This is a genomic window from Mesorhizobium sp. M8A.F.Ca.ET.207.01.1.1 (genome assembly GCF_004794715.1).
Taxonomy (GTDB): domain Bacteria; phylum Pseudomonadota; class Alphaproteobacteria; order Rhizobiales; family Rhizobiaceae; genus Mesorhizobium.
Map to the genome: position 1 here is coordinate 127,321 of NZ_SRUS01000009.1, position 23,085 is coordinate 150,405.

28 protein-coding genes are annotated in these 23,085 nt (G+C 64.1%); 18 read left to right on the forward strand and 10 right to left on the reverse strand.

Features of this window, described 5'->3' with window-relative positions:
• Positions 1-101 precede the first annotated feature (101 nt).
• A complete protein-coding gene (locus EN850_RS25040; protein WP_136092493.1) occupies positions 102-1,019 on the forward strand; it encodes a polyprenyl synthetase family protein in 918 nt (305 codons plus the stop codon).
• A gap of 172 nt (positions 1,020-1,191) precedes the next feature.
• On the forward strand, positions 1,192-3,525 hold the full coding sequence (locus EN850_RS25045) for a response regulator (protein ID WP_136092494.1): 2,334 nt from the start codon (positions 1,192-1,194) through the stop codon (positions 3,523-3,525).
• 15 nt (positions 3,526-3,540) lie between these two features.
• On the opposite strand, the gene EN850_RS25050 is transcribed toward EN850_RS25045, so the two are convergent.
• From EN850_RS25050 to EN850_RS25070, 5 genes are all read right to left on the reverse strand, one after another.
• Complete coding sequence (locus EN850_RS25050) at positions 3,541-4,377, reverse strand: Stf0 family sulfotransferase (RefSeq protein WP_246689272.1); 837 nt, start codon at positions 4,375-4,377, stop codon at positions 3,541-3,543.
• Entirely contained in the window at positions 4,343-4,444 is a 102-nt protein-coding gene (locus tag EN850_RS37255) for a hypothetical protein (RefSeq protein ID WP_245491608.1), read from the reverse strand. The genes EN850_RS25050 and EN850_RS37255 overlap by 35 nt, the downstream gene beginning before the upstream one ends.
• A 57-nt stretch (positions 4,445-4,501) precedes the next feature.
• Positions 4,502-5,356: a lytic transglycosylase domain-containing protein gene (locus tag EN850_RS25060; protein WP_136092495.1), complete on the reverse strand. Its 855-nt coding sequence runs from the start codon at positions 5,354-5,356 to the stop codon at positions 4,502-4,504.
• A gap of 5 nt (positions 5,357-5,361) precedes the next feature.
• A complete protein-coding gene (gene ispG / locus EN850_RS25065; RefSeq protein ID WP_127872170.1) occupies positions 5,362-6,615 on the reverse strand; it encodes a flavodoxin-dependent (E)-4-hydroxy-3-methylbut-2-enyl-diphosphate synthase in 1,254 nt (417 codons plus the stop codon).
• A 349-nt stretch (positions 6,616-6,964) separates the two neighbouring features.
• Positions 6,965-7,144, reverse strand: a complete 180-nt coding sequence (locus tag EN850_RS25070) for a YdcH family protein (RefSeq protein ID WP_127278461.1) — start codon at positions 7,142-7,144, stop codon at positions 6,965-6,967.
• Between the two features lie 238 nt (positions 7,145-7,382).
• Between EN850_RS25070 and EN850_RS25075 the strand changes: the two genes are divergently transcribed.
• Entirely contained in the window at positions 7,383-7,586 is a 204-nt protein-coding gene (locus EN850_RS25075; protein WP_127278462.1) for a YdcH family protein, read from the forward strand.
• A 19-nt stretch (positions 7,587-7,605) separates the two neighbouring features.
• On the opposite strand, the gene EN850_RS25080 is transcribed toward EN850_RS25075, so the two are convergent.
• Entirely contained in the window at positions 7,606-8,394 is a 789-nt protein-coding gene (locus tag EN850_RS25080) for an IclR family transcriptional regulator (protein WP_127278463.1), read from the reverse strand.
• A gap of 169 nt (positions 8,395-8,563) precedes the next feature.
• Here EN850_RS25080 and EN850_RS25085 point away from each other — a divergent pair, with 169 nt between their 5' ends.
• The 11 genes from EN850_RS25085 (at position 8,564) to EN850_RS25135 (ending at position 16,817) form a co-directional block, all read left to right on the forward strand.
• Positions 8,564-9,394 carry a transporter substrate-binding domain-containing protein gene (locus tag EN850_RS25085; RefSeq protein WP_171892286.1) on the forward strand — a complete coding sequence of 277 codons (831 nt, stop codon included), beginning with the start codon at positions 8,564-8,566 and terminating at the stop codon, positions 9,392-9,394.
• A 73-nt stretch (positions 9,395-9,467) separates the two neighbouring features.
• Positions 9,468-10,133, forward strand: a complete 666-nt coding sequence (locus tag EN850_RS25090) for an amino acid ABC transporter permease (protein WP_135882154.1) — start codon at positions 9,468-9,470, stop codon at positions 10,131-10,133.
• 1 nt (position 10,134) lies between these two features.
• A complete protein-coding gene (locus tag EN850_RS25095; protein ID WP_127278465.1) occupies positions 10,135-10,785 on the forward strand; it encodes an amino acid ABC transporter permease in 651 nt (216 codons plus the stop codon).
• A 4-nt stretch (positions 10,786-10,789) separates the two neighbouring features.
• Positions 10,790-11,584: an amino acid ABC transporter ATP-binding protein gene (locus tag EN850_RS25100; RefSeq protein ID WP_136092496.1), complete on the forward strand. Its 795-nt coding sequence runs from the start codon at positions 10,790-10,792 to the stop codon at positions 11,582-11,584.
• Between the two features lie 37 nt (positions 11,585-11,621).
• Positions 11,622-12,083 (forward strand): RidA family protein, encoded by a 462-nt coding sequence (locus EN850_RS25105; protein ID WP_135919987.1) that lies wholly within the window; start codon positions 11,622-11,624, stop codon positions 12,081-12,083.
• A gap of 25 nt (positions 12,084-12,108) precedes the next feature.
• Positions 12,109-13,314 carry an aminotransferase class V-fold PLP-dependent enzyme gene (locus EN850_RS25110; protein ID WP_136092497.1) on the forward strand — a complete coding sequence of 402 codons (1,206 nt, stop codon included), beginning with the start codon at positions 12,109-12,111 and terminating at the stop codon, positions 13,312-13,314.
• 19 nt (positions 13,315-13,333) lie between these two features.
• Positions 13,334-13,657, forward strand: coding sequence for a hypothetical protein (locus EN850_RS25115; RefSeq protein WP_127278469.1), 324 nt, complete (start codon positions 13,334-13,336; stop codon positions 13,655-13,657).
• A 46-nt stretch (positions 13,658-13,703) separates the two neighbouring features.
• Positions 13,704-14,243, forward strand: a complete 540-nt coding sequence (locus EN850_RS25120; RefSeq protein WP_135882158.1) for a sigma-70 family RNA polymerase sigma factor — start codon at positions 13,704-13,706, stop codon at positions 14,241-14,243.
• A complete protein-coding gene (locus tag EN850_RS25125) occupies positions 14,240-15,148 on the forward strand; it encodes an anti-sigma factor (RefSeq protein WP_127278471.1) in 909 nt (302 codons plus the stop codon). The genes EN850_RS25120 and EN850_RS25125 overlap by 4 nt, the downstream gene beginning before the upstream one ends.
• Positions 15,149-15,246: 98 nt before the next feature.
• Positions 15,247-15,744, forward strand: a complete 498-nt coding sequence (gene purE, locus EN850_RS25130; RefSeq protein ID WP_135863157.1) for a 5-(carboxyamino)imidazole ribonucleotide mutase — start codon at positions 15,247-15,249, stop codon at positions 15,742-15,744.
• Positions 15,741-16,817: a 5-(carboxyamino)imidazole ribonucleotide synthase gene (locus EN850_RS25135; protein WP_136092498.1), complete on the forward strand. Its 1,077-nt coding sequence runs from the start codon at positions 15,741-15,743 to the stop codon at positions 16,815-16,817. The genes purE and EN850_RS25135 overlap by 4 nt, the downstream gene beginning before the upstream one ends.
• Positions 16,818-16,833: 16 nt before the next feature.
• Here EN850_RS25135 and EN850_RS25140 read toward each other — a convergent pair whose 3' ends face one another.
• Positions 16,834-17,253, reverse strand: a complete 420-nt coding sequence (locus EN850_RS25140; protein WP_127281106.1) for a lysozyme inhibitor LprI family protein — start codon at positions 17,251-17,253, stop codon at positions 16,834-16,836.
• Between the two features lie 243 nt (positions 17,254-17,496).
• Here EN850_RS25140 and ykgO point away from each other — a divergent pair, with 243 nt between their 5' ends.
• From ykgO to EN850_RS25160, 4 genes are all read left to right on the forward strand, one after another.
• Positions 17,497-17,622, forward strand: coding sequence for a type B 50S ribosomal protein L36 (gene ykgO, locus EN850_RS25145; RefSeq protein WP_006203764.1), 126 nt, complete (start codon positions 17,497-17,499; stop codon positions 17,620-17,622).
• Positions 17,623-17,731: 109 nt separating this feature from the next.
• Positions 17,732-18,340, forward strand: coding sequence for a hypothetical protein (locus EN850_RS25150; protein ID WP_135863162.1), 609 nt, complete (start codon positions 17,732-17,734; stop codon positions 18,338-18,340).
• An 83-nt stretch (positions 18,341-18,423) separates the two neighbouring features.
• On the forward strand, positions 18,424-19,491 hold the full coding sequence (locus EN850_RS25155; RefSeq protein ID WP_127278618.1) for an alpha/beta hydrolase: 1,068 nt from the start codon (positions 18,424-18,426) through the stop codon (positions 19,489-19,491).
• Positions 19,492-19,533: 42 nt separating this feature from the next.
• Positions 19,534-19,998 carry a hypothetical protein gene (locus tag EN850_RS25160; RefSeq protein ID WP_127278619.1) on the forward strand — a complete coding sequence of 155 codons (465 nt, stop codon included), beginning with the start codon at positions 19,534-19,536 and terminating at the stop codon, positions 19,996-19,998.
• Between the two features lie 33 nt (positions 19,999-20,031).
• On the opposite strand, the gene EN850_RS25165 is transcribed toward EN850_RS25160, so the two are convergent.
• The 3 genes from EN850_RS25165 to EN850_RS25175 form a co-directional block, all read right to left on the reverse strand.
• On the reverse strand, positions 20,032-20,664 hold the full coding sequence (locus EN850_RS25165) for a L,D-transpeptidase (RefSeq protein WP_348642449.1): 633 nt from the start codon (positions 20,662-20,664) through the stop codon (positions 20,032-20,034).
• A 320-nt stretch (positions 20,665-20,984) separates the two neighbouring features.
• Positions 20,985-22,418: a pyruvate kinase gene (gene pyk, locus EN850_RS25170; protein WP_135882164.1), complete on the reverse strand. Its 1,434-nt coding sequence runs from the start codon at positions 22,416-22,418 to the stop codon at positions 20,985-20,987.
• Positions 22,415-22,861 (reverse strand): DUF1036 domain-containing protein, encoded by a 447-nt coding sequence (locus EN850_RS25175; protein WP_245464385.1) that lies wholly within the window; start codon positions 22,859-22,861, stop codon positions 22,415-22,417. Before EN850_RS25175 ends, pyk begins: the two co-directional genes overlap by 4 nt.
• Between the last annotated feature and the right edge of the window lie 224 nt (positions 22,862-23,085).

The following is a 23,085-nucleotide window of genomic DNA, read 5'->3' on the forward strand; positions in this document are numbered from 1 at the left end:
ATGACCGCAGGAGGTGAGTTTCCAAACGGGCTCTTACCGCTCCGGCATAATGGCGCTTGCCTTCTTGCGCAACGTCTGAGTGTCGGCTACCGGTCCCGGCCATGACGAATGACGACGAAATGGCGTTCGAAATGGCGCTCATCAGACGCGCGGCCGCCGTCGAGGTGATGCTGCGTCGGTTGCTCGACGACCGCCCGCTTTCGGGCGAGATCGCGAGGCCCGATCGCCTGATGGCGGCGATGCGCCATGGCGTGCTGAACGGCGGCAAACGCCTGCGCCCCTTCCTGGTCATGGAAAGTGCTGCCTTGTTTTCCGCCGATGGCGAAGCGGCGCTGCGCGTCGCGGCCGCACTTGAATGCGTGCATTGCTATTCGCTGATCCATGATGACTTGCCGGCGATGGACGACGACGACCTGCGCCGCGGCCAGCCGACCGTGCACAAGGCCTTCGACGAGGCCACCGCGATACTTGCCGGCGACGCACTGCTGACGCTCGCGTTCGACATCCTCGCCGGCGAGGCGACCGCGCTGCCGGCCGAGCGGCGCGCAGCCCTTGTGGTGGCGCTCGCCCGCGCCGCCGGGGCCGGCGGGATGGTCGGCGGCCAGAAGCTCGATCTCGATGCCGAGCAGGTGCGACCGGACGAGGCCGGCATCATCCGGTTGCAGGCGATGAAGACCGGCGCGCTGATCCGTTTCGCCTGCGAGGCGGGTGCGATCCTGGCCGGTGCACGCGCGGAAGACCTGGAAAGGCTGGCCGAATTCGGTTCGGCGATCGGCCTTGCCTTCCAGCTCGCCGACGACCTGCTGGATTTGACGGCCGACGCCAGGCAGATGGGCAAGGCGACCGGCAAGGATGCCGCCGCGGGCAAGGGTACGCTGGTGGCCTTGCACGGCGCGGATTGGGCTCGCAAGCAGCTCGACGGTCTCGTCGGCCAGGCGCATGCGCTGCTCGAACCCTATGGCGAAAAGGCCGCCCTGCTGAAGGCCGCCGCGACCTTCGTGGCAACCCGCAACAGCTGACGGCAGGCCCATATCGGGTTGCGCATGGTCGACCGCTCGGCGCCGCCGCATCGATCCGATCCGCCGCGTCCCCGCCAGCGCATGCATTGACCTGCGGTGCGCCAACGAAATCTTAATGTAAATGAAGCGTAATCCCGACCATTAAAATAATGCGTATGTGTTGGGGTTGCGCATGCCGGAATATTCTTCCTTCATCCGGTCCGTCCGGATACGTTATCTTTCGGGATTGTTGGTTTTCGCGCTGGCTTCGGCCGCCATCATGGTTGCGCTCAACCGCGTCAATTCCTTGCGCCATGAAATCGATGCGCTGAGCAGCAATCTCGTCCTTTTCACCCGCGACCTGCGCAACGCCACCAGCTTCGCCGAGACAACCAGTTCCGCCTGGCGGATCGAGACGCGCGATGCGCTGACGGCTTCGGCGCGCGACCATTCCGAGCGCCTGACCGGCGAAATCGAGACACTGAGCGCCCAGCTCGCCGCGATCCGCCCGCGCCTGTCGGCCAAGACCGTCAACGAACTCGCAGCCGCTTCCGTCAATGGCGATCTGTTCTGGTCGCCGCGTGACATGGTTCGCAACTTCAATCTGATGGCGGTGGCGCAAAAGACCGATGAATGGAGTTCTCGCGAAATCCGCAACCAGAACGACCTGTTCGTTCAGCCCATGCTGGTGCGTGTCCGCACCGCGATGGACGACGAACGCCATCTCGCGGACGCCTCCGGCGACCGGCTGCTGTTGTGGGCGAGTGGCCTGTTGTTTGCCGTGCTCGCCATCGTCGCCTTCTGGATCTTCCGGCCGATGGAACAGGCGATCCGCCGCGCCTTTGCCCAGTCGGCCGAATCCTTGTTCAAGGCCGAGGCGGCCGACCGCGCCAAGTCGGAATTCCTGGCCAATATGAGCCACGAAATCCGCACCCCGATGAACGGAGTGCTCGGCATGGCCGAATTGCTGGCCAAGACCGAGCTGAACCCGCGCCAGAAGACCTTCACCGACGTCATCGTCAAATCGGGCAACGCGCTTCTCACCATCATCAACGACATCCTCGATTTCTCCAAGATCAATGCCGGGCAGTTGACGCTCGATCCTGCCCCTTTCCGCCTTTCGGAAGCGGTGGAGGATGTGGCTACACTGGTCTCGGCACGCGTCGCCGAGAAGAACCTGGAACTCATCGTGCGCGTCGACCCGAGGCTGCCGGCCTATGTCGTCGGCGACGCCGGCCGCTTTCGGCAGATCGTCACCAACCTGGTCGGCAATGCGGTGAAATTCACCGAGAAGGGCCATGTGCTGATCGATGTCGGCGGCGAAATCGTCAACGACGTCGTCCAGCTCAAGCTGCGTGTCGAGGACACCGGGATCGGCATCCCGGCCGAGAAATTGCAAAACGTGTTCGAGAAATTCGCCCAGGTCGACGGGTCTTCGACCCGCCGTCATGAAGGCACCGGCCTTGGGCTCGCCATCGCCGCCCGTCTCGTTGACCTGATGGTCGGCAAGATCGGCGTCGAGAGCGAGATCGGCCGTGGTTCCGTCTTCTGGTTCGCCGTGCCGCTGCCGGTCCACCGTGCCGAGGCGCGCGACGCTATCGTACCGGTGGACGTCACCGGCGCGCGCGTGTTGGTCATCGACGACAATCCGGTCAACCGCGAGATCCTGCTCGAACAACTCAGAAGCTGGAGCTTCGACTGCGCCGCCGCCGAAAGCGGCGCAATGGGCCTCGCCTTCCTCGATCGCGCCTGCCAACTCGGTGCCAGCGTCGACTGCATCATCCTCGACTATCAGATGCCCGGCATGAACGGCGCCGATGTCGCCCGGGCCATCGCCGCCGACAGCCGGCTGTCCGCCATCCCGGTCGTGATCCTGACCTCTGTCGACCAGGTCGATTTCGGCAAGATGATCATCGACTTCGGCATATCGGCGCACCTGACCAAGCCTGCACGGTCGGCGGTCCTGCTCGGCACGGTCATCTCGGTCATCCAGAAGGCGCGCTCGCAGGTCGGCAAGGCGCAGTTCATTCGCGAACCGGTCCAACCGATGCAGGCGACTGCGGCCTTCACGGTTATCCGTGGCCCGGCGGTACCAGTCGCGACGGTGCCGGAATCGAATGCCGCGCCGAACAGCCCGATCGACATCCTCATCGCCGAGGACAATGACGTGAACCAGATGGTGTTCGGCCAGATCCTCAATGGGCTCGGCCTGATCTACCGCATCGCCGGCAATGGGCGCACCGCGGTCGAGATGTACCGGTCGCTGCATCCGAGGCTGGTTCTGATGGACGTCTCGATGCCGGAAATGAACGGCTACGAGGCAACACGCGCCATCCGGGCGATCGAAGCGGCGTCGGGCGGCCACATCCCGATCATCGGCGTCACCGCGCATGCGCTGAAGGGCGACCGCGACAAGTGCATCGAGGCCGGCATGGACGACTATCTGCCCAAGCCCGTTTCGCCCGATCGCCTCGGCGCCAAGATCGGCACCTGGCTCAGCGAGACGGTGGTGGCCAAGACCGCCTGACCACCCACCAACGCCTCAGACGGCCGCGTCCAGATGAAACCGGCGCATCCAGTCCAGGCTTGTCTCGTCGGCGAGCTTCGCGACGCCGGGCCTGACATGCCCGGCATCCGGCGCCGGGACGCCCAGGGCTTCGCAGATGCGCAGCAATGCCACGGCCGGCTCGGCGGCAAGGTGCTCATAGCCGATCCGCAATGGTGCTATGCCCTGTTGTGCGAACCAGATGTTCCACGCCGTATCATAGGCTTCCAGTTCTTCGACCTCGCCCTTGATGCGCTTGAAATCATAGTGAGGTTCCCTGGCAGGTCCCACCCTTTCGATTTCGGTTCCGTCGGGGGCGATATGCCAAAGACCGGTTTGCCGGGCTTTGACCAGGGAGACGGCCTGCGCGAGTTTGTTTTCGCGCGACAGGTGTATGTAGAGGAGTCGGCCAAAGGCTCGTTCGAAACGCGCTGTGTCTGACGCAAGCCCGGGATAGACCTGATCGAGGATCGCCGACAGCTCATCCAGGTTCTCCCGCATCAGGCGCAAGCCGAAAATTTCAGTATCGCCCTTGCCGGCACCGATCGCCGCATTGAGATAGGCAAGCTGGAATTCACGCTCGCCCATCGTGTCGCGATCGGGCAATCCCCAATCCTGCGCCCACTCCGACACATCCTGCCGCCGGTAGAATGAGTGGGGATCACCGGTCGTTCCGGTGGCCGCCAACAGCTTGCACAGCAAGGTGCTGCCGGTTCTGGGCGTGCCGCAGATGATGTATCCGTCGAACATGGGCGCTCGCATGACAGGGCTGCTGCCCAAGGAGAGATGGTGGCCGCCGCTATAGCTGAAACCGTTGCTCGATGCGACGGGCACATTGCAGCGGCGTTTGGGCGTTCGTCTCGACTTCGAGATCGTAGCGTATCCGGTTGTGGACGCTCATATTGCCAGCGCGCCAGCCCTGCCAACCTGTCGGCGCAGCGGTTCGCGCCCTCGGCCCTTACCGGTTGCGCACCACCACGCAGGCGCCGCCGACGCTTTGCAGCTTCTGGCAGATGACATTGGCGGCGGCGCGGTCGTCGATCCCGATCCTGACGGCGTAGATGCCGCGCCGGCCGATCGGCGTGCGCACCCGGCTCACCACAGGATCATGCCCGGCAAGCAGGGCCGGAAAGCGGCCCCGCACCCTGAGCCACTGGCCGATCGCCGCGCTGCGGCGAAAATTGCCCGCCACCTGGATGCCCCATGGCTTGATGTTGATCGAGGCCATTGCGACCGTCCGCGACATGATCACCGGCAGCTTGCGGCAGGCGACGGCGAAATCCAGCTTGGCATCGAGCGGCTCGACTTTGCCGGCATAGGCCGGGTCCGTGAACTTGTCGACCGGCTCGCCCATGACGTCGAACACATAGCTTTCCGTCTCCATCGGCAGGAAGCCGCCGGAATTCAGCCAGCGCGACACCCGGCTCTCGCCGGCATTGTAGGCGGCCGCCGCTAGGCCAAGATTGCCATAACTGGTCTTCATTTCGGCGAGATATCTAGCCGACGCCGGGATCGCCTGGTTGATGTCGAAGGAATCGGCAAGCCCTCGCATCTTGGCGGTGCCCGGCATGAACTGGGCGATGCCCTCGGCGCCGACGGGGCTCACGGCATTGGGATCGAAACGGCTTTCCTTCCAGATAAGGCGGGCGAAGAAGTCCCGGGGCAGAGCGTTCTGGTCGGCATTCGCCTGGATCAGGTTGCAGACCTTGTCGATCAGCCGCTGCTTGGCCGATTGCGGCGGATCGGCCTGGGCAAGCGTCGACCAGGCCATGCCGCACAGGAAAATCAGCGTCGCCCACAGGAAACGCCGCATTTGGCCTACTCTGCCGCCGCCTTGCCGCCCTGACCGAACCTCTGTTCGATATAGTCGGCGACCATTTTCTCGAAATCCGCCGCGATCGACGGCCCGCGCAGGGTCGCTGCTTTCTTGCCGTCGACGAAGACGGGCGCTGTCGGCGTCTCGCCAGTGCCGGGCAGCGAAATGCCGATATCGGCGTGCTTGGACTCACCCGGACCGTTGACGATGCAGCCCATCACCGCGACCTTGAGGTTCTCGACGCCCGGGTACTTCTCACGCCACACCGGCATGTTCTTGCGCAGGTCCGCCTGGATGTTCTGCGCCAGTTCCTGAAACACGGTGGAGGTGGTGCGGCCGCAGCCGGGGCAGGCCGCGACGATCGGCACGAACTGCCGGAAACCCATGGTCTGCAGCAGTTCCTGCGACACCTGCACCTCGCGGGTGCGGTCGCCATTCGGCTCCGGCGTCAGCGAGATTCGGATGGTGTCGCCGATGCCTTGCTGCAAGAGGATGCCCATGGCGGCGGAAGAAGCAACGATGCCTTTCGACCCCATGCCGGCTTCAGTGAGGCCGAGATGCAGCGCGTGGTTGGAACGGGTGGCGAGTTCGGTGTAGACGGCGATCAGATCCTGCACGCCGCTGACCTTGGCCGACAGGATGATTTTTTCGCGGCCAAGACCGATCTCTTCGGCCATCTCGGCCGACAGGATCGCCGACTGCACGATCGCCTCGCGCGTGACTTCCTGCGCGGTCAGGGGAAAACCCTTGTCCTGGTTGTCGTCCATCAGCCGCGTCAACAGCTCCTGGTCGAGCGAGCCCCAGTTGACGCCGATGCGCACCGGCTTGTCGTGCTTGATCGCCATCTCGACGATATCGGTGAACTGCCGGTCCTTCTTGTCCTTGAAGCCGACATTGCCGGGATTGATGCGGTACTTGGCAAGCGCCTCGGCGCAGTCCGGGTGATCGGCCAGCAGCTTGTGGCCGATATAGTGGAAATCGCCGACCAGCGGCACGTTGATGCCGAGCCGCAACAGTCGCTCGTGGATGCGCGGCACGGCGGCGGCACTCTCGTCGCGGTCAACGGTGATGCGCACGATCTCGGAGCCGGCGCGGTGCAGCGCCGCGACTTGCGCGACCGTCTGATCGACATCGGCGGTATCGGTATTGGTCATCGATTGCACGACCACGGGCGCGCCGCCGCCGACGACCACGCCGCCGACATCGACGCCGACCGAGGTGCGGCGGGGGAAGGGAAAGGAAAAATACCCGGTCATGCCGGCAGCCTTTTGTCTCTGGAGCGCCATGCGTCTCTCTGGAGCGCTATGCGTCTCTCTGAAGCCCGTGCGTCCGCTTGGACGCACAAGCCGGGTCCGATGCGCTGAAGTCCGGGCATGAGGTGGAGGAGCAAAGATGGCTTGTCAATGGCGACAGGTCGCCACTGGCAGCAATTGGTGCCGGCCAGGACCCTGAAACAGCGCACGACCTTACGGCGGCCCGGCATAAACGGCCCTGACGAATATTAGCTTCGGCTTGTGGAATCGCTGAAATTAAAACCACTGCACCGGCGGCTGGCGCCGCCGGCAAGGAAAACCGCCAGTGGTGAGCGGCTATATCACGTGAGGATCAATGCGTGGTTGGTTGCGCCCTCAATTTCTCAATCGCATCCTTGAGTGCCAGCTTGCGTCGCTTGAGATTCACGATTTCGAGGTCGTCCACCGACGGGTGGTTCATCGCGTCATCGATTTCGCGTTCAATGTCGCCGTGTTTCCGCTGCAACTCATCAAGATGGGATGCAAGAGACATGATTGGTTCTCCCTTTCATGGTTTCCTCGATTGCAGCCGCCAAGGCACGTCCACCGCAGGTCGTATCTGTGACGGCACAATGACAGTGTGCCACCATCAGACGGCGATGTCGAATGCTGCGTGGTAGCATTCCACGACAACATGAAATGTGATATGGGCTGCGCGCCGGTGGCAGAAATTGCCGCCCCCGCCCAACCAGGCCCAGTTTTGGGCGCCGCAGACGTGCAGACGGTAGAGAATGTCCGATCAGGAACAGGCCGATACTCGCCTCGAATTTTCCCGGCTGAAGCAGGAACACGCCGATTTCGATGCCGCGATCAACGCGATGATCGCCATGAATTGCGACCCGCTGCAGATCCAGCGCATGAAGAAGAAGAAGCTTGTCCTCAAGGACCGGCTGATGAAGCTGGAAGACAAGATCATTCCAGACATCATCGCCTGAGACGCGAACGCTTTTCCGCCTATCCGCCGATCGAGAGCCCGGCGGCGCGGCCGCGCAGCAGGCCGATGAGATCCGCGGTCCGCTCCTCCGACGTGTCGATCGGAACCACCAGGCACATCGTCGCCTCGACCTTGCCTGGCGCTGAAAAGACCGGCACGGCGAGGCATTTCGTATAGGCGTCGACCAGGCCCGAAGTGACGCAGTAACCGGTCACCCCGGCCTTTGCGATGTCGGCGATGAAATCGTCGAGCCGCAGCTTGCGGCCATCGGGCAGCACGAGGTCGTCGTCGGACACCATGGCCTCGATCGCGGCTCTATCCAGCCCCGCAAGAAGCAGCCGTCCCGAGGCAGTCCAGGGCAGCGGTATCTGCAGGCCTGTGGCGGAGCTGATGCGGAACGGCCTGGTGCCAGGGCTGGAATGGACGATCGTGTAGCGGCCGCTCTGCAGCATGCACAGTTCCGAGGTCTCGCCGGTCTCGCGCGACAGATGATCGACCTCCTGGCGCCCGCGCCGCAACAAATCGTTGCCCCGCACATAGTCCATTCCGTAGAGATAGAGTTTCTTGCCGAAATAGACGCGGTTGCCGTCGCCGGCCATTTCCAGCAGGCCGGCATCGACCAGCGACCGCACCAGCGTGTAGGTGGTCGAACGCGGCGCGTTCACCCCTTTGGCAAGATCGCCAATGCCGATCGCCCGCTGCGTGGTGTGAAGAAACTCCAGGATCTCCAGGACGCGGTTGAGGCCTTTCTCGCGGGAGGCGGTCGTCTTCTCGTCCGCCGAAATTGCTGGGGCATTGCCATCTTGCATTGTCGATTCCCGGTGTTAGTATCTGTCTTGTACAGGATACATGCGTCTCTTGTAAGAGACAATTTTGATAATCGCCATCGCGTGTAGGACCTGTGCATAGGGGAACACAACACGAAAGGAGGTCGCCGTGAACGACACATCCGGAAGACGTGATTTTCTGAAATTGGGAATGGCGGGACTGGCCACCGCCGGGGTGCTGGCAACCGTCGATGCCCAGAAGGCCGCCGCGCAAGCCGCATCCGACAGTCTTCTGCGCACCGTGCTCGACAGAGGCAAGCTGATTGTCGGCACCGGCAGCACCAACGCGCCCTGGCACTTCGAGAACGATGCCGGCGAACTTGTGGGTATGGACATCACCATGGGCCGCATCCTCGCCAAGGGCCTTTTCGACGATCCGACCAAGGTCGAGTTCGTCATGCAGGACCCGGCGCAGCGCATTCCCAACGTGACCACCAACAAGGTCGACATCACGATCCAGTTCATGACGATGACGGCGCAACGCTCGCAGCTGATCAATTTCTCCCGGCCTTACTATGTCGAAGGCGTTGCCTTGCTGACGCTGCCGACCGCCGAGAACAAGACCTTCGACAAACTGCTCGCCGGTGGTTCGGCAACCCGCATTTCGATCCTGCAGAATGTCGACGCCGAAAGCTCGGTCCACTACGCTTTGCCGCAGGCCCAGGTGCTGCAGATCGATACCCAGGCCAACGTGCTGCAGGCGCTGGAATCGAAACGCGCCGACGCCGCCGCGGTCGATCTGTCCACCGTGCGCTGGCTCGCCTCGCGCAATCCCGACAAATATTTCGATGCCGGCAAGAGCTGGTATTCGATGCTTTATGGCGCGGCACTTCGGCAGGGCGATCTCGACTGGCTGACCTTCGTCGACCAGACCTTCACCATCGCCATGTTCGGCCATGAATCGGCGCTCTACGACGCTGCCTTCAAGGACTATTTCGGCCAGGAACCGCCGGCGCGTCATCCCGGCTTCCCGGTCATCTGATCCCGGATTACGGAAGGGCGGCATTCCAGCCCTTCCGTAATCGACTCGACGCCCTTCACACCGAGGCGGACGCATGGGCTATGCCCTCAATTTCAATCTGATCTGGCGACATTTCGACAAGCTGTGGGGCGGCCTGCTGCTCAGCCTCGAGCTTGCCGTGATCTCGATCGCCATCGGCGTCGTCATCGGGCTGGTGCTCGCGGTCTGGTACGTCTCCGCAGGACGCGTGGTGCGGGCGCTGATCGCCGCCTATGTCGAGTTCATCCGCAACGTGCCGCTGATCCTGCTCGTCTATCTCGTCTTCTACGGCCTGCCGACCGTGGTCGACCTGGCCTACAGCGCACCGACCTCGTTTGTCCTGACCCTGTCGGTCTATAGCGGTGCCTATCTGGTCGAAGTGTTTCGCTCAGGCCTCGAGGCTGTCCCGCGCGGCCAGCTTGACGCCGGCAAGGCGATCGGCCTCACGCCCTGGCAAAGGCTGCTCCACGTGCGCCTGCCGACCATGCTGCGCATCACGCTGCCGGCGCTGTCCAACACCTTCATCTCGCTGTTCAAGGACACCTCGATCGCCTCCGTCATCTCGGTGCCCGAACTCACCTTCGGCGCCCAGTGGATCAACTTCAACACCTTCCGCATCGTCGAGGTCTACCTGGTCACCACCGCGATGTATCTGGTGACCGGCTACATCATGCTTTTTGGGCTGCGGCTCGTCGAGCGCCGGTTCAGGGCGGCGCGCTGACATGCTTGGCCAGATCCTCTACGCGCTGCCCTTCCTCGCCCAAGGCTTCGCCGTGACCTTGTGGGTATCGCTGCTGGTCGTGGTGCTGTCGCTCATCGCCGGCGTCCTGCTGGGCGTCGGCCTGGTCTATGGACCGGCGCCGCTGCGCTGGGCGGTGCGCATCTTCTCGGACACCATTCGCGGCATTCCGATCCTGGTGCTGATGTTCTTCGTCTATTACGGCCTGCCGGCGATCGGGCTGCATCTGCCGTCGTTCTGGGCCGCGGTGTCGGCGCTGACCCTGTTCAAGACGGCACAGGTCATCGAGTATCTCAGGGGCGCGGTCGGCTCCATCCCGAAGGGACAGTCCGAAGCCGCGATGGCGATCGGGCTGACCTTTCGCCAACGGCTCACCTACGTCATCTTTCCGCAGGCCTTCAGGCGCTTCCTGCCGCCCTGGATCAATGGCGTCACCGACGCGGTCAAGGGCAGCGCGCTGGTGTCGCTGCTTGGCATCACCGATTTGATGCAGGCCATCAACCAGGTCATCGGCCGCACCTATGAGGCGATGCCGCTCTATATACTGGGGGCGCTCATCTATTTCGCGGTCAACTACGCGCTCTCGCTCGCCAGCCGGCGGCTGGAGCGGCGTTTCTCCTTCATCCGGGAATAGCACGATGTCCGAAGCCTCGAACGCCAATCCCGCATTGCTCGACGTACGCGATGTCTCCAAGGCCTTCGGCGCCGTCGAGGTGCTGCGCTCCGTCAGCCTTCGGGTGAAGCGCGGCGAGGTGGTGACCGTCATCGGCCCTTCCGGCAGCGGCAAGACCACGCTGCTGCGCTGCGTCAACTTCCTGGAGAGCTACGACAGCGGCTCGATCCGCATCGACGGCAAGGAGGTCGGCTATCGCGAGGCCGGAACGCGCCAGCGCCGCAGCGAACGCGATTTGGCCGCCATGCGCGCCGAGACCGGCATGGTGTTCCAGAGCTTCAACCTGTTCCCGCACCTGACGGCAGCCGGCAACATCATGCTGGGTTTGACCAAGGTGCGGGGTAAGAACGAGGCCGAGGCACGCTCGATCGCCGAGCACTGGCTCGGCCGCGTCGGCCTTGCCCACAAGGCCGACAGCCTGCCGGCCGAGCTCTCCGGCGGCCAGCAGCAGCGCGTCGGCATCGCCCGCGCCGTGGCCATGGAGCCGAAGATCCTGCTGCTCGACGAGATCACCTCCGCCCTCGATCCCGAACTGGTCGGCGAGGTGCTGGCCGTCGTGCGCAGCCTCGCCGAGGACGGCATGACCATGCTGATGGTCACCCACGAAATGGCCTTTGCCCGCGACGCGTCGAGCCGCATCGTCTTCATGGCCGATGGCGGCGTCAGCGCCATCGGGCCGCCGAAGGAGATCCTTGCGGCGGAGACCACCAACGAACGCCTCCGCACTTTCCTGGCGCGTTTCCGGGCCTCGCATTTCTGACATCAGGCGGCCAAAGCCGCCCCAAGGAGCCTTATCCATGACGCCTTATACCAGGCTCGCCGAACTCGGCCTGACACTGCCCGAGCCGCCGACGCCCATCGCCAACTTCGTCACCCATGCCGAGAGCGGCCGGCTGATCTTCCTCTCCGGCCAGGGACCGCTGCGCGCCGACGGCACGCTTTGCACCGGCAAGGTCGGCGAGGATGTGACGGTCGAGCAGGCTTATGAGCATGCCCGCCTGACCGGGCTCAATCTGCTTGCCGTCATGCATGCGGCAGCCGGCGATCTCGGCCGCATCGTGCGCGTCGTCAAGCTGCTCGGCTTCGTCAACGCGACGCCGACCTTCAGCGACCACCCACGGGTGGTCAATGGCTGTTCGGACCTGTTCGCCGATGTCTTCGACAAAATCGGCGGCCATGCCCGTTCGGCGATCGGCGTCGGCTCGCTGCCTGGAAATATCACCGTCGAAATCGAAGCGGTCGTCGAGATCGCCGCCTGACCTGCCACCAACGGGATGTGCTCACATGAAAACCTATTCCGACACCGGCTCCAACACCACCATCCGCGAACGGCTGGGCTTGCGGCCGATCATCAACGTCTCCGGCACCATGACCGCGCTCGGCGCCTCGATCATCGTTCCCGAGGCGATCAGCGCCATGGCCGAAATGGCCTCGCAATGGGTGGAGATGGACGATCTGCAGCGCGCCGCGAGCACGATTGTCGCGCGCCTCACCGGCGGCGAGGCCGGATTCATCACCGCCTGCTGCGCCAGCGGCATCACCATGGCGATCGCCGGTGCGATGACGGGGACCAACCTGCTCGCCATCGAGCGCCTGCCCGATGATACCGAAGGGCTGAAGTCGGAAGTCGTCATCCAGCTCGGCCATATCGTCAATTACGGCGCGCCGATCGACCAGTCGGTCCGCGTCGCCGGCGCCAAGGTGGTGCCCGCCGGCACGGTCAGCGTCACCCAAGACTATCATGTGCGCGAAGCGATCAACGAACGCACGGCGGCGGGCCTCTATGTCGTCGCCCACCACACGGTGCAGTACGGCATGCTGTCGCTGGAGGAATTCTGCGAGATCTGCCACGCCAAGGGCGTACCGGTGATTGTCGATGCCGCGTCCGAATACGATCTGCGCGGTTTTCTGGCGCGCGGCGCCGACGTCGTCATCTACAGCGGCCACAAATTTCTGAGCGGACCGACCAGCGGAATCGTCACCGGCCGCAAGGATCTGATACGGGCCGCCTATCTTCAGAATCGCGGCGTCGCGCGCGCCATGAAGGTCGGCAAGGAAAGCATCGCCGGCACCATGGCCGCGCTCGAAGCCTGGGAGAAGCGTGACCATGCCGGCATCCGCCGGCGCGAGGAGGCAGCGCTGAACCTGTGGAAGGATGCGTTGCAGGGACTGCCCGGCATCGCCGCCATCATCATTCCCGATCCCACCGCCAATCCGCTCGACCGGCTGCAGATATTCGTCTCGCCCGAGAGCCGCTTCACCGCCGCCGGTCTCGCCTCGGCACTTGCCGCGGGCGCGCCGCCGATCATCGTGCGCAACCACGAGGTCGAGCGCGGCCATTTCTTCCTCGACCCCTGCAACCTTCACCCCGGCGAAGCGGAGATCGTCGCCGAGCGCCTGCGCGCCGTACTGACCGCGAAGGAGCGCCCGGCCGACGCGATGAAGGTCGCCCGCAAGGATTCGTTAGGCGTCTCGCGCTGGCCGGATTGATCGCCAAACCGAACCAACAATGCCGAAAGCACCGGCTGATCACATGACTGTGAACAGCCGGATTTGCCCACGCGGGAATAAATCGTCTCCTCGACAAGTCTTCTCGACATACGCCACTTCCGGCGTTGAGGAGATCGGCATGCCGCATCATTGCCAGGCCAGCGACCATGGTTGCGGCGTCGGCCGTCGCCGTGCGCTGGCAAGCATGATGGTCGTCAGGCTCTCCCTTGTGGCGCTTGACACCGGTGATGCAGATGAATTCACTTTCAGCACGGCAGGCGACTTTGTCCGTTTCCGGCGGCTTTCCTCCCGCAAGCAAGGCAAAATCGCTGTCGCATCTTGAGGCGGCGCGCCCAGTCCGTCCCGGAGTATCGGATCATGGTGCTGCTTTGAGCGAGAGGGCCTTGGCAGAGCGCTTCAATCAGGTGGTGCTGCCGCATCTCGGCGATGCGCTGGCGCTGGCCCGTTGGCTGACCGGCAATGCCGCCGACGCCGAGGATGTCGTGCAGGACGCCTGCATCAAGGCGCATGCCGGCATATCAGGCTATGCCGGCGGCAATGCCCGTGCCTGGCTGCTGACCATCGTGCGCAACACCTCCTACACCTGGATGGCGCGCAACCGGCCGCGCGGCATGATGGCTGTCGGCGATCTCGGCGATCTCGACGACATGGCGGCGGCCCATGGCACCAGCCTGCCCGACGAGGACGGGCCGGAGGCGAGCCTGATCGCCAGGGCCGATACGGCGGCACTAGAGGCTGCGATCGCTGCCCTGCCGCAGCCGTTTCGCGAGACGCTGGTGCTGCGCGACATAAACGGCCTCAGCTATCGTGAAATAGCGGCCATGCTCGACGTGCCGATGGGCACGGTGATGTCCAGGCTTGCCCGCGCCCGCGGCCTGCTGACGTCTGATTTGGGGAGAGCGTCATGACGCACGACGACGGACTGCCCGATGATCCCGAAGGTATCAGACTGATGATCCACGCCCTTGTAGATGGCGAACTCGATGCCGCGGCCGCCCTTGCCGTGGAGCGCCGCATCGCCGCCGACCCCCGGCTTGCCGCCGAACATGCCCGCATTGTCGCCTTGCGAGGCGCGGTCAGCCGCCTGCCCCGCCCCGAAGTCAGCGACGCGTTTCTGGCCCGCATCGCGGCAATCGGCATGGCGGATACCGAACGGCAAGGCGACGCAGAGGCGACCGAGCCGCAGCGCGGCACGCCGTCGGCGCTGCCGGGATTGATCACGGGCGCCGGCGCAGGCCAGAGACGGGAAGCCGGGACGCGTCCTTCGCAGGCGCGCACATCGCCAAGGGCACGCCGCTTCGGCTCGTTCGACTGGCGCGCCATGGCGGCGTCGATCATGATCAGCGCGGTGCTGGCCAGCGGCGCGACGCAATGGGTGATGTTCAACGGCGCGGAGGACGGCTTTGCCGCCGCTGTCGCCAGCGGCCATCGCCGCAGCCTGCTCGCCGCGAGTCCGATCGACATCGTTTCCTCCGACCGCCATACGGTCAAGCCGTGGCTCGACGCCCGCATCGGTGTCTCGCCGCCGGCGCCCGACCTTGCCCAGGACGGCTTCGCGCTGATCGGCGGCCGGGTCGAGGTGATATCAGGCCGGCCGGTACCGGCACTGGTCTACCGCCATCGCGAGCACCTGATCACGCTGGTCGCCGAACCGCAGCAGGGCGGCAAGGCCACCCAGCCGGACGATCTTTCCTCGGGCGGCTTCTCGATGGTGCACTGGAGCGACGGCGCCTTCTCCTACTGGGCGATCTCCGACATGGAACGCCCCGAGCTCGACGACTTCGTCGCCCGCTTCCGCAAGGCCGCGGTATGAGCCGGATGTGGCCGTCGGCATCTCGCCGATGGCCGCATATCCTTGCGGCCCCGCGCGAATTCCGCTAAGGCGCGCCTTTGTCGCCGGGGAGCAGAAGCTTGAACCATCAACGCGCCGACGTCGCCATCATCATGGGCAGCCAATCCGACTGGGCGACGATGCGCCAGGCGGCCGAAACGCTGGAGGCGCTTGGCGTTCCCCATAAAAGGCTGATCATTTCGGCGCACCGCACGCCCGACCGGCTCTATGAATTCGCCAAGGGCGCCAAGGCGGCCGGCTACAAGGTGATCATCGCCGGAGCCGGGGGTGCGGCGCATCTGCCCGGCATGACGGCGGCAATGACGCCATTGCCGGTGTTCGGCGTGCCGGTGGAATCGAAAGCGCTGTCGGGCCAAGATTCTCTGCTCTCCATCGTCCAGATGCCGGCCGGCATTCCGGTCGGGACACTGGCGATCGGCAAGGCAGGCGCGGCCAACGCCGCCCTCCTGGCCGCCGCCGTATTGGCGCTGAACGACGACAAGCTTGCCCAGCGGCTCGACGCCTGGCGCGCCTCGCAGACCGCCAAGGTCGCGGCCGAACCGACGGACACGCCGTGAGCCTGCCCGCGGGATCGACGATCGGCATCATTGGCGGCGGCCAGCTCGGCCGCATGCTTGCAATGGCCGCTGCCCGCCTCGGCTACCGCACCGCCGTGCTGGAGCCGCAACCGGATTGCCCGGCCGCCCAGGTCGCCAACAAGCAGATTACGGCCCCCTATGACGACCCGGCCGCGCTTGCCGAACTGGCGGCGGCCAGCGCCGTCGTCACCTACGAGTTCGAGAACGTGCCGGTGGCCGCTGCAACCGCGCTTGCCGCCAAGGTGGCGGTCTATCCGCCAGCGCGTGCGCTTGACGTGGCGCAGGACCGGGTGAGCGAAAAGACATTCCTCAACAGCATCGGCATCGCCACCGCCGATTTCCGTCCGGTCGACACGGACGACGAGTTGACGGCGGCGCTGAAGGCATTCGGCGGCAGCGGCATCCTGAAGACGCGGCGCATGGGCTATGACGGCAAGGGCCAGCGCGTCTTCCGCAACATGGAGACGGGTGGCTTTGCCGGCACCTGCGAGGCGATGGGCAATGTGCCGCTTATCCTGGAGAGCTTCGTGCCCTTCGAGCGGGAGGTTTCCGTCATCGCCGCGCGCGGGATCGATGGGGCGGTCGCCGCCTATGATCCGGCCGAAAACGTGCACCGCGACGGCATTCTGCACACATCGACCTTGCCGGCCGGCATCAAACCCGAAACGGCGGTAGCCGCGCAGGTCGCCGCGTCGAAGATATTGTCCGCGCTCGACTATGTCGGCGTCATCGGTGTCGAGTTCTTCGTGCTGGCCGATGGTTCGCTGCTGGCCAACGAGATCGCGCCCCGCGTCCACAATTCAGGCCATTGGGCCGAAGCCGCCTGCATCGTTTCGCAGTTCGAGCAACACATCCGCGCCATTGCCGGCCTGCCGCTGGGCAGCCCCAATCGCCACTCCGATTGCGTGATGGAGAACCTGATCGGCGACGACGTGCTGCGCGTTCCAGCCCTGCTCGCCGAGCCCGACCTGATGCTGCACCTCTACGGCAAGGCGGAGGCGCGGCCTGGCCGCAAGATGGGCCACTTCACCCGCATCAGTTCACGTACTTAGTTCGCGGGACACGAGCCTATTGCACCTCGCCGCTGTCCTCGCCGGGGCCGGCGCAGCTTGCATCGCCTTCCTCGCAATTGGCGGAGGCGGCGAGTTGCTTGATGCGATCATTGGTCAGCCTGGTCAGGCACTGCGAAACTTCCATCGCGTGGATGGAGCCACCCGCGCTGGCTGCGGTGTTATGCGCGCATTCGGCATCCCGGAAGCTGATCCAGGCGCGCTGCGCCACCTGAAGCAATCGCTTGCCACCCGCATCATCAGAGCCGATCAGCGCCTGATAGGCTGCGTTGAGTCTGGCGTCGGCGGCCTGATAATCCTCGCCGGCGCAGATGTTCATCATTTGCTGGCTGTCGTCGGAACGGTCGCATTCCTGAGCGCGGGCGACCGCGCCTGCCGCCAGGACGGCGAGGCAGGCGAACAGGAAAATTCGACGCATCTTTGTCCCCAAATCACTTGCTTGTCGCGGCATCATCCCAGCCGACTCGTGGTCGCGCAATGCCACGGGTGCCGACATGGCGGATATTTGATGATATCAGGACGCGGAGCACGCTTGCCGTTGACTTACGGTTGACATGGGCAAGGCTCCTCGTTTATGAGCCACCCACCGTTCAAAAGGCGCGTCTTCTGGCGCGCCTTATAATTTCGACCCGGAACCGGGTCCACACCGACAGGCAAGACCATGAAGATCAAGAATTCGCTCAAGGCGCTGAAGGCGCGTCACCGCGACAACCAGTTGGTTCGCCGCAAGGGCCGCATCTACATCATCAACAAGACCGCCCCGCGCTATAAGGCGCGCCAGGGTTGAGTTTTCGGCCGGAGGCTTTTTGCCTCCGCCCATTGATGCTTGTCGGCGAGCCGACCTTCCCACGTTGAATTCACTTTGATGTTCCGCCGCCCGGGACTAGAGTCGGGCGATGCGGATTCTTTTTGCATTTTTGATCGCTTTCCCTCTTTCCGGTGCCGTTAGCATAGCGGCCAGGGCAGCGAACGATCAGGCGGCCCAGCCGGCGGCCCCGGACACTCCGGCCCCGCCGATGACGAAACAGGCCCGGCTCGACAGGCTGTTCTCCGACCTGAAGCGCGAGCGCAACGAAAAGGCCGCCGAGCGCATTGCCGGCAACATCTGGAACGAATGGTTCCAGTCCGGCAGCGCCTCGATCGACCTGATGATGCAGTGGTCGCAAAATGCGATGAACGATCAGAAGTTCGACGTCGCGCTCGATTTCCTGGACCAGGTGGTGACCTTGCAGCCGAGCTATGCCGAAGGCTGGAACCGCCGCGCCACCGTGCATTTCATGATGAAGAACTACGGCAAGTCGATGGCCGATATCGACCGCACGCTGCAGCTCGAGCCACGCCATTTCGGCGCGCTGTCGGGCCTGGCCCAGATCATGGCGGAGACCGGTCACAAGCAATCGGCGCTCGAGGCCTGGCAGAAGGTGCTGGCCATCTATCCCATGATGCGCAGCGCCCAGAACCAGGTCGCGACCCTGTCGGAAGAGCTTGCCGGCGAGGGAATTTGATAGACTAGGCAATAGGCATTAGGCGCTTGAGCTTCCCTACTGCCGCCCTACAACTTATCAACCTCCCTTCCCGTATATCCCCCATGAACCTGATCTACGCCGCGCTCGCCTTCCTTTTCGCACTCGTCCTTGCCCTTGTCGGCGTCACTCGCGTCGGCTCATGGCTGATCGAGCGCCGCGGTCCGCCGGTCGGCGCGTTCGTCGACATTGGCGGTGCCCGTATCCACTATGTCCACGTTCCCGCGTCAGTTGGTGCGGATCTGCCACCGATCGTCTTCATTCACGGCGCCAGCGCCAATTTGAAAGACCAGATGCTGCCGCTCAGGCCGCTGCTCGAAGGCCGTGCCGAAATGCTGTTTTTCGACCGGCCGGGAGCCGGCTGGTCGGGACGCGGCCCCGGCAACAATGAAAATCCGTCGGCACAGGCCAACACCATCGCCGCGCTGATGGACCGTCTCGGCATCAAGCGGGCCATCATTGTCGGCCATTCCTTCGGCGGCGTGGTGACGGCGGCCTTCGGCCGCGAGCATGCCGACAAGACGCTCGGCCTTGTCTTCCTGGCGCCGGCGAGCCATCCCTGGCCGGGCGGCGCGACGTCCTGGTACTACGACCTGACCATCATTCCGGTGATCGGCCGGCTGTTCTCCGAGACCCTGAGCTATCCTGCGGGAACGCTGCAGATGGCGGACGCCACGACCTGCGTCTTCTCGCCCAACAAAGTGCCGGAAAATTACCTCGCCTCAGCCGCGATCCCGCTGGTGCTGCGGCCGTCGGCCTTCCGCGCCAATGCCACCGACGTCGCCGGGCTCTATCGGTATGCGCTTGGCGCGGCACCGCATTACAAAGTGATAACGGCGCCGACCGTGGTCATCTCCGGCGATCGCGACAAGGTGGTCTATGCCCGCATTCACTCCGTCGGCCTAGTGCGCGACATATCAGGCGCCGAGCTGGTCTGGGTGCAAAATCTTGGCCACAAGCCGGACTGGATCGCCTCCGACCTCGTCGTCGGCGCCATCGAGAAGGTTGCCGGCAAGGCTATCGACCTGGAAGCAATCGCCACGACGGTGGAAGCCCGGATTGCCGACGATGCCTATGGCGTGGGCAAATGCGCCGACATCAAGGAGCCACGGGCCGAGCTCGCCCCGACCTGACAATCCGAAGCCATCGCAAGACGCTATTGGGAACAGAGCGGCATGTATGTCCTGAAACACGGCATAAAGAAAAATCCCGAAAAGCGATGGGCACTGCCGGATCGCATCTTCTTCGGTCACGGCGCGTGCGCCATTCTCGCCGGCACCTTTCTCAAGCATCCGCCTCTGGAGGGATTTTACGGCGAACGTATCATTCCCGGCGAAGGCTTTTCCGGAAACCATATCTACGTGACGAACGGCGTGATCGCTTTCGACTACCACGGCTATTGCGCTCGAGAGCGGTTGCTCGAACACCATGCGAGAGGCTGGGCTTCGCGCCACACCGGATGGCATTGCACCATCGCGCGGGTCGATTTCGATCTGCTCGATACGACCGAACTCAACCGGCGAAAGATACTGGGCCCGGATCAGTATCTGTACGATCCTATTCCTCGCGCGCGCCGGTTTCTCCAGGCAAGAAATCACGCGGAAGCCGCGGCAAGGGCGCTCGGAGCCGCGACGGTATGAGGCCATCAGGTGTTAGGCAGGCGTCGCCAGCCGCTAGATAACAAGCAGCGGCGTCTTGCCGGGAACCCGATCGTAGAGGTCCATGACGTCCTGATTGAACATGCGCACGCAGCCGGATGACGCGGCGATGCCGATCGATTTCCAATCCGGCGATCCATGGATCCGGTAGAGCGTATCGACGCCGTCCTTGAAGATGTAGAGCGCACGCGACCCGAGCGGGTTGCTGATGCCGGGCTGCATGCCCTGGCGCCATTTTTCCAGCTTCGGATCCCTGCGGATCATCGCCGAAGGCGGCGTCCAGGTCGGCCATTTTCGTTTCCGCTGGACGATCGCGCGGCCCTTCCAGGAATAGCCCTGGCGCCCCAGTCCGACGCCGTAGCGCATGGCCTTGCCGTCCTCGAGCACCCAGTAAAGGTGCTTGTCGGTCGTATTGACCACGATCGTGCCGGGTTTTTCGCCTGTCGGATCGTCGACGCTCTGCCTCAGGAACCGCCCGTCGACCTTGGCGAACGGGATTGCCGGCAGCGCATGGCCGCCGTCTTCGACCGCGCTGTACATGCCCGCATAGTCGGGCGACGCCGGGCTTACGGTTTCAGGCGCGGCAGCTTCGATGGGCGCCTTTTCCGGTGCCGGTTCGAGCGGAACCGGGGTAGGCGTGCTCGCCAAGCTGATCGATTGCCTGGGCAGTTGGGCACAGGCGGAGACGGTCGAAACGCCAATAAGCGAAAGCCCGGTCAGAAGGGACCGGCGTGAAACGGCAAATGACATTCAATATACTTTCAAGCGAAGGGAAATTCAGGCGGTTGCGAAGCGGCTGTTAACGCCGCCTCACCGCGTCTTGTAGAGTGGATCGCGGCGGCCCTGTGTCGAGACAAGGGCGGCGATGATTGTCCAGACTTTTGTAGCACTGCGGCCGCAGTGGGCTCTGCGCCAATGCATGTCGCCCAAAAGTGACCTCGGTTCGCGCGGTGTTCCCTCGAGAAGGCTTACCGTCCGGCTGTTTCCGATCCGACATAGGCGATGCGCAGCATGTTGGTCGATCCCGGCGTCCTGAGCGGCACCCCAGCGGTGATGATGACGCGGTCGCCCGGCTTGCCGAATTCCTCTTCCAGTGCAATGCGGCAGGCGCGGTTGACCATGTCGTCGAGATCGGTGGCGTCTGGCGAGACCACGCAATGCGTGCCCCATAAAAGTGACAGGCGCCGCGCCGTATTGAGGATCGGCGACAGCGCGATGATCGGCACTTGCGGGCGCTCGCGCGCGGCGCGCAGGCCGGTGGTGCCTGATGCCGTGTAGGTGACGATCGCCGACAGTTTCAGCGTTTCGGCGATTTCGCGGGCGGCCAGCGAAATGGCGTCGGCGCCGGTCGCTTCCGGCTCGGAGCGCTGCGCGTTGATGATGCCGGCATAGGTCGGGTCGGTTTCGACCTTGGCGGCGATGCGGTTCATCATGGCAACCGCCTCGACCGGATAAGCGCCCGCCGCCGATTCCGCCGACAGCATGATGGCGTCGGCGCCTTCGAAGACGGCGATCGAAACGTCGGAGACCTCGGCGCGGGTCGGCACCGGGGCGGTGATCATCGATTCCAGCATCTGCGTGGCGATCACCACCGGCTTGCCGGCACGGCGCGCGGCGCGCGTGATCTGCTTCTGGATGCCGGGCACCGCTTCCAGCGGCATTTCGACACCGAGATCGCCGCGGGCGACCATCAGCGCATCCGACAGTTCGATGATCTCGGCCAGTCGGGCGACCGCCTGCGGCTTTTCGATCTTGGCCATGATCAGCGCCCGGCCGCGCGCGATCTTGCGCGCTTCGGCCAGATCCTCGGGCCTCTGCACGAAGGACAGCGCGACCCAGTCGACGCCGGTCGCCAGCACCGCGTCGAGATCCTTGCGGTCCTTCTCGGTCAGCGCGCCCACCGGCAGGTCGGTGTCGGGCAGGCTGACGCCCTTCTTGTCGGAAATCGTGGTGCCGGCAATGACGGTGCACACGATCGACTTGCCGTCGCTCTTCACCGCTTTCAGCTCGAGCTTGCCGTCGTCGATCAGGAGGCGATGGCCAGCCTCGACCGAACTCAGGATTTCGGGATGCGGCAGGTAGACCCTGGTCGAGGTGCCGGGCTCGGGATTGTCGTCGAGCGTGAAGGTCTGGCCCAGCGTCAGCACTTCCTTGCCGTTGGCGAACTTGCCGACGCGCAGCTTCGGACCTTGCAGGTCGGCCAGGATGCCGATCGGCCGGCCGACTTTTTCCTCGACGGACCGGATGCGTGCGACCAGCGTGCGCATCAGCTCATGATCGGTATGGCTCATATTGATGCGGAAAACATCCGCACCGGCTTCGAACAGCTTCTGCAGCATCTCCTCGGACGAGGAGGCCGGACCGATTGTGGCTAGGATCTTGACCTTGCGGCTACGTCTCATTGACTGTTCGTTCCCGGGGCGGCTGGGGCGCCTCCCGTTGCGGGCTCATCGGTGAGCTGGACCATCCAGCTTGCCTGCTCGCCCGTGTCATATTCCTGGAATCCAGCGCGCTGGAAGCCTCGGGCGACGCAGTCGCTTACGCCCGCGATCTTGAACTCTTTTTCAGCCACGCACATGTTGATCGGGCCGTCCCAGCGTCCACCGCGCTCGGCGTCTTCTGCATAAAGATAATAAAACCTTGATGACAGCGGCCCTTCAATCAACGTCTTGCAGCTCGATCCTTCGATGTGCCACCAGCCCTCGGTGATCCAGCCGGCCTTGGCACGATAGCCGATGCCGACACCGACCAGGTTCTGCGTGGCGTTGCAGACGCGGAAATCGGCGTGCGCCGGCGAGGCCATGACCATTGCCGACACGCCACCGGTCAGGATCAGGAGCGGCATCGCAAAGCCGGAGCGCATGCGCTGCCTGCCGGCGGAACCCATTCCAAAACCCCTCAAGAACCACATCAGCATCTCTCTGCGCCCCTTTTCGGAAAAGTCCGGGCGCATGTCAACGCGCCGTTTTGTCCAATTCCAATCGATTTAGGAAGGCTCCCGGCGCACGATCCGTCGCCCCTTGCCAGATTTCCCGGGAAACCTTGGCCAAACAACGGCATTGCGCACGC